Below are 13,549 nucleotides of genomic sequence, written 5' to 3' on the forward strand. Positions count from 1 at the left end.
GTGGGGAGCGAACAGGATTAGATACCCTGGTAGTCCACGCCGTAAACGATGAGTGCTAAGTGTTAGAGGGTTTCCGCCCTTTAGTGCTGCAGCTAACGCATTAAGCACTCCGCCTGGGGAGTACGGCCGCAAGGCTGAAACTCAAAGGAATTGACGGGGGCCCGCACAAGCGGTGGAGCATGTGGTTTAATTCGAAGCAACGCGAAGAACCTTACCAGGTCTTGACATCCTTTTGCCCTTCCTAGAGATAGGAACTTCCCTTCGGGGACAAAAGTGACAGGTGGTGCATGGTTGTCGTCAGCTCGTGTCGTGAGATGTTGGGTTAAGTCCCGCAACGAGCGCAACCCTTGATCTTAGTTGCCAGCATTCAGTTGGGCACTCTAAGGTGACTGCCGGTGACAAACCGGAGGAAGGTGGGGATGACGTCAAATCATCATGCCCCTTATGACCTGGGCTACACACGTGCTACAATGGATGGTACAAAGAGCTGCAAACCCGCGAGGGTAAGCGAATCTCATAAAGCCATTCTCAGTTCGGATTGTAGGCTGCAACTCGCCTACATGAAGCCGGAATCGCTAGTAATCGTGGATCAGCATGCCACGGTGAATACGTTCCCGGGCCTTGTACACACCGCCCGTCACACCACGAGAGTTTGTAACACCCGAAGTCGGTGAGGTAACCGCAAGGAGCCAGCCGCCTAAGGTGGGACAGATGATTGGGGTGAAGTCGTAACAAGGTAGCCGTATCGGAAGGTGCGGCTGGATCACCTCCTTTCTAAGGATGAAATGAAGTACTAGATACTTCAATAAATGGACGTTTCTGCCTTTGTTTAGTTTTGAGAGAATTATCTCTCTACACTTTGTTCCTTGAAAACTAGATAACGAATAACAAGACATCATTGAAATAGTAAGTTCTTTTTTTTATTAACTTCGGTTAAGTTAGAAAGGGCGCACGGTGGATGCCTTGGCACTAGGAGCCGATGAAGGACGGGACTAACACCGATATGCTTCGGGGAGCTGTAAGTAAGCTTTGATCCGGAGATTTCCGAATGGGGAAACCCACTGTTCGTAATGGAACAGTATCTTTACCTGAATACATAGGGTACTGAAGGCAGACCCGGGGAACTGAAACATCTAAGTACCCGGAGGAAGAGAAAGCAAACGCGATTTCCTGAGTAGCGGCGAGCGAAACGGAAGATAGCCCAAACCAAGAGGCTTGCCTCTTGGGGTTGTAGGACACTCAACATGGAGTTACAAAGGAACGGGGTAAGTGAAGTGATCTGGAAAGATCCGTCAAAGAAGGTAAAAACCCTGTAGCTGAAACTTCGTTCCCTCCTGAGTGGATCCTGAGTACGGCGGGACACGAGAAATCCCGTCGGAAGCAGGGAGGACCATCTCCCAAGGCTAAATACTACCTAGTGACCGATAGTGAACCAGTACCGTGAGGGAAAGGTGAAAAGCACCCCGGAAGGGGAGTGAAATAGATCCTGAAACCGTGTGCCTACAAGTAGTTAGAGCCCGTTAATGGGTGATAGCGTGCCTTTTGTAGAATGAACCGGCGAGTTACGATTTCATGCAAGGTTAAGTTGATAAGACGGAGCCGCAGCGAAAGCGAGTCTGAATAGGGCGCATGAGTATGAGGTCGTAGACCCGAAACCAGGTGATCTACCCATGTCCAGGGTGAAGTTCAGGTAACACTGAATGGAGGCCCGAACCCACGTACGTTGAAAAGTGCGGGGATGAGGTGTGGGTAGCGGAGAAATTCCAATCGAACCTGGAGATAGCTGGTTCTCTCCGAAATAGCTTTAGGGCTAGCCTCGAGATGAGAGTATTGGAGGTAGAGCACTGATTGGACTAGGGGCCCCCAACGGGTTACCGAATTCAGTCAAACTCCGAATGCCAAATACTTATTCTCGGGAGTCAGACTGCGAGTGATAAGATCCGTAGTCAAGAGGGAAACAGCCCAGACCACCAGCTAAGGTCCCCAAGTTTACGTTAAGTGGAAAAGGATGTGGAGTTGCTTAGACAACCAGGATGTTGGCTCAGAAGCAGCCATCATTTAAAGAGTGCGTAATAGCTCACTGGTCGAGTGACTCTGCGCCGAAAATGTACCGGGGCTAAACGTAACACCGAAGCTGTGGATGGATACCGTATGGTATCCGTGGTAGGAGAGCGTTCTAAGGGCGTTGAAGCTAGACCGGAAGGACTGGTGGAGCGCTTAGAAGTGAGAATGCCGGTATGAGTAGCGAAAGAAGGGTGAGAATCCCTTCCACCGAATGCCTAAGGTTTCCTGAGGAAGGCTCGTCCGCTCAGGGTTAGTCGGGACCTAAGCCGAGGCTGAAAAGCGTAGGCGATGGACAACAGGTTGATATTCCTGTACCACCTATACATCGTTTGAGCGATGGGGGGACGCAGAAGGATAGGGTAAGCGCGCTGTTGGATATGCGCGTCCAAGCAGTTAGGCCGGAAACGAGGAAAATCCCGTTTCCATTAAGGCGGAGCTGTGATGGCGAGGGAAATATAGTACCGAAGTTCCTGATTCCACGCTGCCAAGAAAAGCCTCTAGTGAGATGTAGGGTGCCCGTACCGCAAACCGACACAGGTAGGCGAGGAGAGAATCCTAAGGTGTGCGAGAGAACTCTCGTTAAGGAACTCGGCAAAATGACCCCGTAACTTCGGGAGAAGGGGTGCTTTTTAGGGTGAATAGCCCGGAAAAGCCGCAGTGAATAGGCCCAGGCGACTGTTTAGCAAAAACACAGGTCTCTGCGAAGCCGCAAGGCGAAGTATAGGGGCTGACGCCTGCCCGGTGCTGGAAGGTTAAGAGGAGAGGTTAGCCGCAAGGCGAAGCTTTGAATTGAAGCCCCAGTAAACGGCGGCCGTAACTATAACGGTCCTAAGGTAGCGAAATTCCTTGTCGGGTAAGTTCCGACCCGCACGAAAGGCGTAACGATCTGGGCACTGTCTCAACGAGAGACTCGGTGAAATTATAGTACCTGTGAAGATGCAGGTTACCCGCGACAGGACGGAAAGACCCCGTGGAGCTTTACTGCAGCCTGATATTGAATTTTGGTACAGCTTGTACAGGATAGGTAGGAGCCTGTGAAGCCGGAGCGCTAGCTTCGGTCGAGGCGTCGGTGGGATACTACCCTGGCTGTATTGAAATTCTAACCCGCGCCCCTTATCGGGGCGGGAGACAGTGTCAGGCGGGCAGTTTGACTGGGGCGGTCGCCTCCTAAAATGTAACGGAGGCGCCCAAAGGTTCCCTCAGAATGGTTGGAAATCATTCGTAGAGTGTAAAGGCACAAGGGAGCTTGACTGCGAGACCTACAAGTCGAGCAGGGACGAAAGTCGGGCTTAGTGATCCGGTGGTTCCGCATGGAAGGGCCATCGCTCAACGGATAAAAGCTACCCCGGGGATAACAGGCTTATCTCCCCCAAGAGTCCACATCGACGGGGAGGTTTGGCACCTCGATGTCGGCTCATCGCATCCTGGGGCTGTAGTCGGTCCCAAGGGTTGGGCTGTTCGCCCATTAAAGCGGTACGCGAGCTGGGTTCAGAACGTCGTGAGACAGTTCGGTCCCTATCCGTCGTGGGCGCAGGAAATTTGAGAGGAGCTGTCCTTAGTACGAGAGGACCGGGATGGACGCACCGCTGGTGTACCAGTTGTTCTGCCAAGAGCATCGCTGGGTAGCTACGTGCGGACGGGATAAATGCTGAAAGCATCTAAGCATGAAGCCCCCCTCAAGATGAGATTTCCCATAGCGTAAGCTAGTAAGATCCCTGAAAGATGATCAGGTTGATAGGTCAGAGGTGGAAGCGTGGCGACATGTGGAGCTGACTGATACTAATCGATCGAGGACTTAACCAATATATATTTTAATGATGATTCTAAAGTTTGTTATCTAGTTTTGAAGGAATAAACCTTCTAACTGAATTTAGTCTGGTAATGATGGCGAAGAGGTCACACCCGTTCCCATTCCGAACACGGAAGTTAAGCTCTTCAGCGCCGATGGTAGTTGGGGGTCTCCCCCTGTGAGAGTAGGACGTTGCCAGGCTAAGCCCCTAATTAAATTAGGGGCTATTATTCTTTCTATAACTATATGCGGCCCCTTGGTCAAGCGGTTAAGACACCGCCCTTTCACGGCGGTAACACGGGTTCGAATCCCGTAGGGGTCACCATATTGGAGGATTAGCTCAGCTGGGAGAGCATCTGCCTTACAAGCAGAGGGTCGGCGGTTCGATCCCGTCATCCTCCACCATTACCTATAGTGCCGGTGTAGCTCAACTGGTAGAGCAACTGACTTGTAATCAGTAGGTTGGGGGTTCAAGTCCTCTTGCCGGCACCAGGTTTTTTTTTGTTTTCGAGCCATTAGCTCAGTTGGTAGAGCATCTGACTTTTAATCAGAGGGTCGCAGGTTCGAATCCTGCATGGCTCACCATTTATCGCGGGTGTGGCGGAATTGGCAGACGCACCAGACTTAGGATCTGGCGCCGCGAGGCGTGGGGGTTCAAGTCCCTTCACCCGCATTAATTATTACGCGGAAGTAGTTCAGTGGTAGAATACAACCTTGCCAAGGTTGGGGTCGCGGGTTCGAATCCCGTCTTCCGCTCTACTTTTCGTAAGTGCCGGGGTGGCGGAACTGGCAGACGCACAGGACTTAAAATCCTGCGGTAGGTGACTACCGTACCGGTTCGATTCCGGTCCTCGGCACCATAATATTTATACGCGCCCGTAGCTCAATTGGATAGAGCATCTGACTACGAATCAGAAGGTTGTAGGTTCGACTCCCGCCGGGCGCATTGTTTCTATACGGGAAGTAGCTCAGCTTGGTAGAGCACTTGGTTTGGGACCAAGGGGTCGCAGGTTCGAATCCTGTCTTCCCGACCATTTCAATTTTAATTATGGGGCCTTAGCTCAGCTGGGAGAGCGCCTGCCTTGCACGCAGGAGGTCAGCGGTTCGATCCCGCTAGGCTCCACCATTATTATGATTATTGTATACGCTTATTTATTTGGCGGCGTAGCTCAGCTGGCTAGAGCGTACGGTTCATACCCGTGAGGTCGGGGGTTCGATCCCCTCTGCCGCTACCAAATCATGAAGGATCTTTAGCTCAGCTGGTTAGAGCAGACGGCTCATAACCGTCTGGTCGTAGGTTCGAGTCCTACAAGATCCACCACTATTTATTCGGAGGTATACCCAAGCCCGGCTGAAGGGATCGGTCTTGAAAACCGACAGGGGAGTCAAATCCCGCGGGGGTTCGAATCCCTCTACCTCCTCCATTTTTTAAAAAAAGATCACACAATTCATATCGTCGCGGGGTGGAGCAGTTCGGTAGCTCGTCGGGCTCATAACCCGAAGGTCGCAGGTTCAAATCCTGTCCCCGCAATCTGGTCCGGTAGTTCAGTTGGTTAGAATGCCTGCCTGTCACGCAGGAGGTCGCGGGTTCGAGTCCCGTCCGGACCGCCATTTTTATTCTAGTAGGGTCACCTACTGTTGATATACATTGTGTGGCTCAGTAGCTCAGTCGGTAGAGCAAAGGACTGAAAATCCTTGTGTCGGCGGTTCGATTCCGTCCTGAGCCATCATTAGCTTAATACGGAGGGGTAGCGAAGTGGCTAAACGCGGCGGACTGTAAATCCGCTCCTTCGGGTTCGGCAGTTCGAATCTGCCCCCCTCCACCATTGTGTAGTTTAAAGATAGAATAGAGGTCTTCGGAACTTCCGAAGAAGGTTGTGAACCCATTTATTTTATATTATTGGGCTATAGCCAAGCGGTAAGGCAACGGATTTTGATTCCGTCATGCGAAGGTTCGAACCCTTCTAGCCCAGTCATGGCAGCATAGCCAAGTGGTAAGGCAGAGGTCTGCAAAACCTTCACCCCCGGTTCAAATCCGGGTGCTGCCTTAATCATGCCGGTGTGGCGGAATTGGCAGACGCGCACGACTCAAAATCGTGTTCCGTAAGGAGTGCCGGTTCGACCCCGGCCACCGGTATCGAAGCGAGACATATTTTGCGGGTGTAGTTTAGTGGTAAAACCTCAGCCTTCCAAGCTGATGATGAGAGTTCGATTCTCTTCACCCGCTCCAAAGAATGGGCCTATAGCTCAGCTGGTTAGAGCGCACGCCTGATAAGCGTGAGGTCGATGGTTCGAGTCCATTTAGGCCCACCATAATCCTATATTTTTTGTTCCGCAGTAGCTCAGTGGTAGAGCATTCGGCTGTTAACCGAACGGTCGTAGGTTCGAGTCCTACCTGCGGAGCCATTTTTTTTATATGGGGAAGTACTCAAGAGGCTGAAGAGGCGCCCCTGCTAAGGGTGTAGGTCGGGTAACCGGCGCGAGGGTTCAAATCCCTCCTTCTCCGCCACACATAGGATGCGCCTTTAGCTCAGCAGGATAGAGCAACGGCCTTCTAAGCCGTCGGTCAGAGGTTCGAATCCTCTAAGGCGCGTAAAGACTAACCAACTAAGGTTAGTTTTTTTTGTTTGTTCATTCAGTCTGCGAGCAAAACAAGACCGTATCGAACCAATTCATTCGTCTCATGGCACTTTAGGTAACTCTAGTGAACAAATGATACATAAAACAAAAAATAAATTGCTTATAATGCGTTTCTCAGCATCATTTATTTTAAAAAAATTTTTTTCTTGTGTAAGTTCCGAAAGGGTTGCGAATGAGTTCGGAACCTTCCAAATGGGCAGGGATGAACAGGGATAAAAGCAAGCTTGCAGTGGTAGGCTGGCGATGGATCTTTAAAAGTTAATACACAACAGAATGGGTGGCAGCTTTTTAGGCGGTTAATATCCTTTAGCTTTAGTCTCTATATAGAAAAGCTCTTAAATATCTGGACTTTGCTAGTTTTGTAGGTTTATAATTCTATTAAATAAAAAACTTAATATGGACAAATAAAAAAGCCATTTCCATATGCTAAAGGCTGGTAACCTTTAACGGAAATGACTTTAACCCTGTTTCACAACTTCTCAAGGACGGGAACAGGTAAAATAACAATTTGATATGCCTATTATAACGGGTTTATAGAGAGAATTTCAACCGTTAACTTTTAATAATTTTAAAAAAGTAGGCTACCAAAGGTGTATTTTACCGTTTTTCTAATCCAGTTGTGATTGGTAAAAGGGTAAAGTAGGCCTTTTTCTTTGTCTTCTGGGAAGGAAGAAAAGTCATGTTAGTAGCAGGCAGAATCGAAAATTTTAAAGAATTTAGCAAGTTTAAAAACATAAAAAAATTTAATAACACCATTGAAATGTTCCTAGCCGAGCATAAAAAAGATTTCACTAAGGGAGAACTAGTCGCGTTCAAACGCTTGGTTAGGTTCTCAGCAAAATATGCAGGTGTGGCTAATGCCAAGATCGGAACTTTACTAAAAGCCATCAATGAAAAACTGAAAGGGTTTGGCGTAAGTCGTTCCACTTTTGAAAGAATGCTAAGAAAAGCGAAAGATTTAGGTATTCTATCGGTTGAAAATACGGCTAAATCCAAAGGTGGAAAAGGGCATAATGTCTATATTTTTAATACAATTGATGTATTAAAAAAGGAAAAATTGACGTATTGTGGGGATCACGAGAAACCTTGCGACAGTAAGGGTGAAGGGTATAATTTTGAAAGAGAAACTAGTAATCTTTTAGAAACTAGCAATACTAAAAAGATAAAAAAACGTAAGGAAACGCATTTAGATTCTACTTTTACGGCTTCTTATGTTTCAAAAGAATTTGTCCAGGCTGTTAAGCCTTTCTTTAATCATGCAGCTACGATCGAAGACCTTTGGAAAAGCGTTTTTCTTGATACAAAGGGGATAAAAAACATAGTAGAACCTGAAATCATTACATATACGGCCATAGCTGCCTTTAAACAAGCAATCAGAGCCTCTAAAAAAGGGAAAATCAGAACGACCTTAGCTGCCTTCTTCACAGGAACTTTTAAAAACCTAATGGATAAGGCTTACTTTGCTATTCCTTTAGAAGAAATCCATGAAAGAATCAGCCATTGAAACAAGAAATAATATCTTAAAACAAACTAATTTAGATAAAATTATCTTCTTTAAAAACCGTAAAACACACCGCAACAAAGATAGATCTCAAAGAGAGCTCAATGTCTGTTTCATTTGCGGTTTTACTTTGCAGTAAATCCCTGTCTGTTTACGGGCTCGGCCGGGCTCCTCCTTTTTCGTAAACACCAGAAGACCTCGCCTATACTACGTAAACATAGCCGAGGTCTTCTGGTACTCTAAAGTTGTTGCCGGCCGAGGGTGGAAGAAGTAGCAAGTAGGTTTATGTATAAATGGAGAGATTAGTTTGGGGAAAAGATTAAAAAATATGGATATAGTGGTTTAGAAATAAAAGATGTAGAACGAGTAAAAAATACGAATGATGTGAGAATTAGAGGATGCTGTTTGCTGATTTATTTGTAGTGTTTTTTAGTTCCGAAGATAGATTCGAAGGGTTCCAAAAGGGGGGGATTCGAAAAAAATAGGAATTTTGTTTATGGTTTTTGTAATGTATTTTTAAAAAAACGTCGTTCATGCTGTTTATTAGGCTTTCTATGGCGTTTTATCTTTTTTTGAGTACAAATGTAAGTATAAAGATTTAAGATGTTATAAACACCCCTTAAAGGACCTTGAAGACCTTGCTGATTTATTATTTTTAATTCATTTTTCACAATAATTCTCCAGTTTTATCTTAAACTTCTTCTCAATCTATGTATTAGGGCTACCCGAACCTTCTGAATTTTGACAGGTGTGGAATGGTAGCCAAACCGCCTGTTCCTCCATTCTTCATGTTGGTGTCGTATTTTTTTACTCTATATAGGGACTCTTGGTAACACAGTTCACCTCAGCCAACCTCACATCTCTAAACCAGGGGTAGTTGGGACTGTTTCCCTTCCGGCTCGGAAACGGGTATTCTGTATCGCTCATATGAGCCGTATAATCTCTAATTACTTCCCGCAGCTTGATCGGAACTATAGAGCCGCAACGCCCATTTCGTATCTTCAATTTCTTTGGCCGTTCGTAACGGCTGCACGTTCTTTTCTTTCATGATTTCCCTCTATTATCATACGTTGAATGTATGATAATAGAGGGAAATCAAAAGTACCCAGTGCTACCAATAATTTGAATGTACGAAAATACCTAAAATCATACATTCAAAAAACTTCCTATTCAACTAAAGAAGAAAAGAAGAAGAGAAGAAGAGAAGAAATAAACGTTTATTCGTTGGAAAAATGGTTGATTCCTTCTTTTCTTCTTTCCATGCAGCGCAGTAGAGTTTGCTACTTGAATAGATTTCAGTCTGGCCACATGGTAAGTAAATTTGCAAAATGTCTTCTACTTAATCTCCTTTAAATACTTCTCCAAAGCCTCTTCAATCAAAATATAGATGTTTTTTTCATGGACAAGGGCTTGCATTTTTAATTCTTTATGCAGATCTGTACGTAGATCAAAGGATACGCGTTTTCTTTCCACTTTTATTTCATCCTTTCTTGTTTCGTTGATTTCTTTATTCAAATAAACGTTGGTATCTTCTTCGCCTACTATTTCGGCTAATGCTTGGGTTGGAGTGATTATTTGTTGCATACGTTTCATTTTTTTTATGTCATTTACTTTGGACACGCTCAATCAACTCCTTGTAGAAACGGTTGTATTGGTCTAATGCCTTTTTTAATTCTGGGTTCTTATTAAATCCATAGAGAGCTAATCTGCCCACTGGTGCTTTTCTCGTAATGGTTGTTTGAAAGACTTCGTTAGGATAGTCCTCCTCAATCATTTCTTTAAACGCTTTTGAATCGCTTCTACGTACATCGTTCATGGTGCGTAAAATCCCAACGACTTGTGTATCTCTATGACCGAAATTTCTAGCGCCTTCAACAGAGTCCATAAAATTAGGAATCGCCGAGTAACACCAGCTTGAACATTCAAACATGACAACTACGTGTTCGCTTGCGCATAAGGCATTTGTGGTTTGTTCACTAAGTGATGGTGGGGTATCAATTACGATAAAATCATATTGATCCCTAACTTGATCAAGAATTTGATCGAGGATTAAGCTAGGGTTCCCCTTAAATGGGAGAGTGTCGCCTTGATAAGTTTTCCCGGTATAAATCCAGCGAGGAAATGTAGCTAAAAAGTTGTTGGCAGGAAGCAGATCTAAATGATCGGTGATAGAAACAATATACTTTTCTACGTCGTTTTGTTGCATCGCTTCTAATATAGATTTTCCCATAAACTCATTAGATGGTTGTTCAGATAAAAATTCAGTCAAGTTTCCTTGAGAATCCATATCCACGGCCAGTACACGGTAGCCATCTTCTTTTAGCAAATAGGATAATATGCCCGTTGTAGTGGATTTGCCGCATCCGCCTTTTTGGATTCCCATTGTAATGGTAATGGCCAATCTTCGCACCTTCCTTCTTTAAAAGTTGTTGCCTACTTTCCTTATTCGATAATAGTTGAACAACTCCTTCTTGTTAAGTGGGGGATAAAAACCTTTATATATCAGGCTGTATACGTATTTTTCAAACATTCATACAGGGACATTAAGGTGTTGAAGTTGTATTTATAATTCCTTAACTAGCTGTTTTTAAGATTGATATATTCTTAAGATAAACTCGATAGAATATATATAGGATTACTTTCATACCTTAAACAGAATAAAATGCATTTTATATAATTTAAATAAGGGCAAAAAGGGGGGTTGGTATCATTTAAATACCCAACTCCTTTTATTTCCTCTTAAATTCAAAAAACTAAAAATTAGCTTGCAACTACACTCCTTTTAACCAATCTTCAATCTGTATCTTCGCCTTTTCAATATCCTTTTTTTCTAAAGTAGTATTTTCAGGCTCCATAATATTAAGCGTTTCGTATAAGTCTTGTTTGACCGTTTCAAAAATCTGCACAGCATTGGCTTGCTCCACATCCAGAAACCTCTGTATTTCACTGATTGATTTCTCTTCCACAAACCAATACGGTAAAGGATCTTTTGATTTTCTAAAATCTGAAATTAAATGCATAAGAATGTTTTCAGATGATGCAATACCTTCATTAGGTCCTGAAGAACGTAACACTTTCGTTATGTACCCTATAGGATTTTCGATATCTTTTCTATCTTGTATTTTCTCTAATAGGTCAATAACAGTTTCTTGTCCATATTTCCCCCATGATTCAATCACTTCATCGGACAACTGGATTCCTAATGTTTTTCCTAGCTTTCTGACGCTTTTTGAAAAACTATTTGATAACTTAAATTCTTCAAGATTGCTTTCAAAAATATCTAGTTCTTCTATCTTAGGTTGTTTTGCGGACTTTATTAGAAATTTAACCTTTTCAACTTTACGTCCTTTTTTCACAACTTCTATTTCGAAAGCAATATCCGTTTTCTTCATAAGTTCCTTTTGGGCCGGTAAAAGTACACGTTGTTTAAAGTTTCCATAGGCAGGATAGACATCTTCAGCGCCAAGCATCTTCCGTAAATCTGAAAGAAAAAACGTCCTCTCTTGAAATCTTTCGTATTGTTTTAACAATTCATAGATCCGAATAGCATAAGAACTTTTGAGTTTAACAACATTTTCAAGCTTATAGCTCGTAAATTCTTTTTTTAATTCTAATAGGTATGGACGTAAGAATGGATCAAATCGAACGTCTATGGTACCTTCAGATTCGTTATAAGCAACATAACTTAACCAGGCTACCTGGATGACCTTCTTATCAATGCGAACCTCAAACACCTTTTGCATGAGTTCCTTAGTAATTTGCCTTAATTCTGTATATTTAGGCGTACCATTTAAGCCTAATAATCGATTAAACTCCTTAATCGGTAATGTATATGATTTAAAATCCGAGTCCTCGGGATGAATATTGCTAGCCAAACAGAGAATAATTTTTTGCTCAACCACACCGAGTTTATAATTTGCTTCGATTAAAATATTAGATTTAGTCACAAGTTGATTGGTTCGATTTTCCATAATCGATGTAGACATTAAAAAAATCCCCCTTTGGGTTCATCTGATTATGCCAAATTTTTAACTATAACAAAAGTTTTTTTTTGTTATAGTTGGCACCATTTTTGTTATAGTTGGCACCATTTTTGTTATAGTTAAGGCACCATTTTTGTTATAGTTGGCACCATTTTTGTTATAGTTGGCACCATTTTTGTTATAGTTGGCACCATTTTTGTTATAGTTAGGTCCTTCAAACCCAGTGATACCAAGGGTTTCGGAGGGGCTGAAAACAAGTATAAAACAAGAGTAAAACAAGATAAAACAAAAAACAGTAAAACAACAACACAAAAAATGTGATTATTATCCGAATACAAAAATTACATAAAATACAAAATAAGGGTTTATATGCAAAACAGAAACGTTACAGGGAGTTTCATCCATTTCCAAAAAAAGGATGACCTAAAAATAGCTAATAAAGAATGAGCTTATTCATTTGGGAAATTTCAAAGCACTAATATCTTTTTTTCTATTGACTCCTTTTAAAAAAAATATTAATATATTAATTCCCGTTACGTTAAGGGATTTTAACAAAAAAAAGATTCGTTTTAATTTCTTCGTAGAAGTTGACAGATACGAATGTATTTGATAATATGAATCTTGTCGCTGATACGAAATAAATTATTTCGGAAAATCATTTGACAACTTGAGAACGAAATGATACACTATTGTTCTGTCTCAAATTAATAGTTCTTTGAAAACTAAACAAAGCAGAAACGTCAACGTTTTAATTTAAGTGAGTACACACTATAAAAACAATGAGCAAGTCAAACACTTTTTGGAGAGTTTGATCCTGGCTCAGGACGAACGCTGGCGGCGTGCCTAATACATGCAAGTCGAGCGAATGATAGGGAGCTTGCTCCCTTGATTTAGCGGCGGACGGGTGAGTAACACGTGGGCAACCTACCTGTAAGACTGGGATAACTTCGGGAAACCGGAGCTAATACCGGATAATTTCTTTTCTCGCATGAGAAGAGATGGAAAGACGGTTTCGGCTGTCACTTATAGATGGGCCCGCGGCGCATTAGCTAGTTGGTGAGGTAATGGCTCACCAAGGCCACGATGCGTAGCCGACCTGAGAGGGTGATCGGCCACACTGGGACTGAGACACGGCCCAGACTCCTACGGGAGGCAGCAGTAGGGAATCTTCCGCAATGGACGAAAGTCTGACGGAGCAACGCCGCGTGAACGAAGAAGGCTTTCGGGTCGTAAAGTTCTGTTGTTAGGGAAGAACAAGTACCAGAGTAACTGCTGGTACCTTGACGGTACCTAACCAGAAAGCCACGGCTAACTACGTGCCAGCAGCCGCGGTAATACGTAGGTGGCAAGCGTTGTCCGGAATTATTGGGCGTAAAGCGCGCGCAGGTGGTTCCTTAAGTCTGATGTGAAAGCCCACGGCTCAACCGTGGAGGGTCATTGGAAACTGGGGAACTTGAGTGCAGAAGAGGAAAGTGGAATTCCAAGTGTAGCGGTGAAATGCGTAGAGATTTGGAGGAACACCAGTGGCGAAGGCGACTTTCTGGTCTGTAACTGACACTGAGGCGCGAAAGC

At 43.8% G+C, this 13,549-nt stretch carries 5 protein-coding genes, 25 tRNA genes and 4 rRNA genes; 30 read left to right on the forward strand and 4 right to left on the reverse strand.

Annotated elements, in window-relative coordinates; translation table 11 throughout:
- The 29 genes from AC1MGI_RS22290 to AC1MGI_RS22430 all read left to right on the forward strand — a co-directional run.
- A 16S ribosomal RNA gene (locus AC1MGI_RS22290) occupies positions 1-774 on the forward strand; the annotation flags it as partial.
- A gap of 157 nt (positions 775-931) precedes the next feature.
- Positions 932-3,867, forward strand: a 23S ribosomal RNA gene (locus tag AC1MGI_RS22295).
- A 71-nt stretch (positions 3,868-3,938) separates the two neighbouring features.
- Positions 3,939-4,054, forward strand: a 5S ribosomal RNA gene (gene rrf / locus AC1MGI_RS22300).
- Positions 4,055-4,103: 49 nt separating this feature from the next.
- A tRNA-Glu gene (locus tag AC1MGI_RS22305) sits at positions 4,104-4,178 on the forward strand.
- Between the two features lie 4 nt (positions 4,179-4,182).
- A tRNA-Val gene (locus tag AC1MGI_RS22310) sits at positions 4,183-4,258 on the forward strand.
- Between the two features lie 11 nt (positions 4,259-4,269).
- Positions 4,270-4,345, forward strand: a tRNA-Thr gene (locus AC1MGI_RS22315).
- A gap of 17 nt (positions 4,346-4,362) precedes the next feature.
- Positions 4,363-4,438: transfer RNA gene (locus AC1MGI_RS22320), tRNA-Lys, on the forward strand.
- A 6-nt stretch (positions 4,439-4,444) separates the two neighbouring features.
- Positions 4,445-4,526 (forward strand) — tRNA-Leu (locus tag AC1MGI_RS22325).
- 11 nt (positions 4,527-4,537) lie between these two features.
- A tRNA-Gly gene (locus AC1MGI_RS22330) sits at positions 4,538-4,609 on the forward strand.
- A gap of 15 nt (positions 4,610-4,624) precedes the next feature.
- Positions 4,625-4,713 (forward strand) — tRNA-Leu (locus AC1MGI_RS22335).
- A 12-nt stretch (positions 4,714-4,725) separates the two neighbouring features.
- Positions 4,726-4,799 (forward strand) — tRNA-Arg (locus tag AC1MGI_RS22340).
- A gap of 11 nt (positions 4,800-4,810) precedes the next feature.
- A tRNA-Pro gene (locus AC1MGI_RS22345) sits at positions 4,811-4,887 on the forward strand.
- Positions 4,888-4,903: 16 nt separating this feature from the next.
- A tRNA-Ala gene (locus AC1MGI_RS22350) sits at positions 4,904-4,979 on the forward strand.
- 32 nt (positions 4,980-5,011) lie between these two features.
- Positions 5,012-5,088 (forward strand) — tRNA-Met (locus AC1MGI_RS22355).
- Positions 5,089-5,097: 9 nt separating this feature from the next.
- Positions 5,098-5,174 (forward strand) — tRNA-Ile (locus AC1MGI_RS22360).
- Positions 5,175-5,184: 10 nt separating this feature from the next.
- Positions 5,185-5,277, forward strand: a tRNA-Ser gene (locus tag AC1MGI_RS22365).
- Positions 5,278-5,310: 33 nt separating this feature from the next.
- A tRNA-Met gene (locus AC1MGI_RS22370) sits at positions 5,311-5,384 on the forward strand.
- A gap of 3 nt (positions 5,385-5,387) precedes the next feature.
- Positions 5,388-5,464, forward strand: a tRNA-Asp gene (locus tag AC1MGI_RS22375).
- Between the two features lie 43 nt (positions 5,465-5,507).
- Positions 5,508-5,580: transfer RNA gene (locus tag AC1MGI_RS22380), tRNA-Phe, on the forward strand.
- A gap of 15 nt (positions 5,581-5,595) precedes the next feature.
- A tRNA-Tyr gene (locus AC1MGI_RS22385) sits at positions 5,596-5,679 on the forward strand.
- A 75-nt stretch (positions 5,680-5,754) separates the two neighbouring features.
- Positions 5,755-5,826, forward strand: a tRNA-Gln gene (locus AC1MGI_RS22390).
- A 4-nt stretch (positions 5,827-5,830) separates the two neighbouring features.
- Positions 5,831-5,901 (forward strand) — tRNA-Cys (locus AC1MGI_RS22395).
- A gap of 7 nt (positions 5,902-5,908) precedes the next feature.
- A tRNA-Leu gene (locus AC1MGI_RS22400) sits at positions 5,909-5,990 on the forward strand.
- Positions 5,991-6,009: 19 nt separating this feature from the next.
- Positions 6,010-6,083, forward strand: a tRNA-Gly gene (locus AC1MGI_RS22405).
- A gap of 6 nt (positions 6,084-6,089) precedes the next feature.
- A tRNA-Ile gene (locus tag AC1MGI_RS22410) sits at positions 6,090-6,166 on the forward strand.
- Positions 6,167-6,184: 18 nt separating this feature from the next.
- Positions 6,185-6,259: transfer RNA gene (locus AC1MGI_RS22415), tRNA-Asn, on the forward strand.
- 12 nt (positions 6,260-6,271) lie between these two features.
- Positions 6,272-6,362, forward strand: a tRNA-Ser gene (locus tag AC1MGI_RS22420).
- A gap of 10 nt (positions 6,363-6,372) precedes the next feature.
- Positions 6,373-6,446 (forward strand) — tRNA-Arg (locus tag AC1MGI_RS22425).
- Between the two features lie 726 nt (positions 6,447-7,172).
- Positions 7,173-7,997 (forward strand): hypothetical protein, encoded by an 825-nt coding sequence (locus AC1MGI_RS22430; RefSeq protein ID WP_480350299.1) that lies wholly within the window; start codon positions 7,173-7,175, stop codon positions 7,995-7,997.
- A gap of 491 nt (positions 7,998-8,488) precedes the next feature.
- On the opposite strand, the gene AC1MGI_RS22435 is transcribed toward AC1MGI_RS22430, so the two are convergent.
- The 4 genes from AC1MGI_RS22435 to AC1MGI_RS22450 all read right to left on the reverse strand — a co-directional run bounded on the left by AC1MGI_RS22435 (position 8,489) and on the right by AC1MGI_RS22450 (position 11,980).
- Positions 8,489-8,665, reverse strand: a complete 177-nt coding sequence (locus AC1MGI_RS22435; RefSeq protein WP_480350300.1) for a hypothetical protein — start codon at positions 8,663-8,665, stop codon at positions 8,489-8,491.
- A gap of 664 nt (positions 8,666-9,329) precedes the next feature.
- The gene (locus AC1MGI_RS22440) at positions 9,330-9,614 is read right to left on the reverse strand and encodes a hypothetical protein (protein ID WP_480350301.1); all 285 of its coding nucleotides are present in this window, start codon (positions 9,612-9,614) and stop codon (positions 9,330-9,332) included.
- The gene (locus AC1MGI_RS22445; protein ID WP_480350302.1) at positions 9,598-10,395 is read right to left on the reverse strand and encodes a ParA family protein; all 798 of its coding nucleotides are present in this window, start codon (positions 10,393-10,395) and stop codon (positions 9,598-9,600) included. Before AC1MGI_RS22445 ends, AC1MGI_RS22440 begins: the two co-directional genes overlap by 17 nt.
- A gap of 370 nt (positions 10,396-10,765) precedes the next feature.
- Positions 10,766-11,980, reverse strand: a complete 1,215-nt coding sequence (locus AC1MGI_RS22450; protein WP_480350303.1) for a replication initiation protein — start codon at positions 11,978-11,980, stop codon at positions 10,766-10,768.
- Positions 11,981-12,773: 793 nt separating this feature from the next.
- On the opposite strand from AC1MGI_RS22450, the gene AC1MGI_RS22455 reads away from it, so the two are divergent.
- Positions 12,774-13,549: ribosomal RNA gene (locus AC1MGI_RS22455) — 16S ribosomal RNA — on the forward strand; the annotation flags it as partial.

The organism is Peribacillus sp. BM1, assembly GCF_056679975.1.

Coding starts and splice junctions, on each gene's coding strand:
- AC1MGI_RS22430 (WP_480350299.1), top strand. CDS start 7,173: ATGTTAGTAGCAGGCAGAATCGAAAATTTTAAAGAATTTAGCAAGTTT.
- AC1MGI_RS22450 (WP_480350303.1), bottom strand. CDS start 11,980: ATGTCTACATCGATTATGGAAAATCGAACCAATCAACTTGTGACTAAA.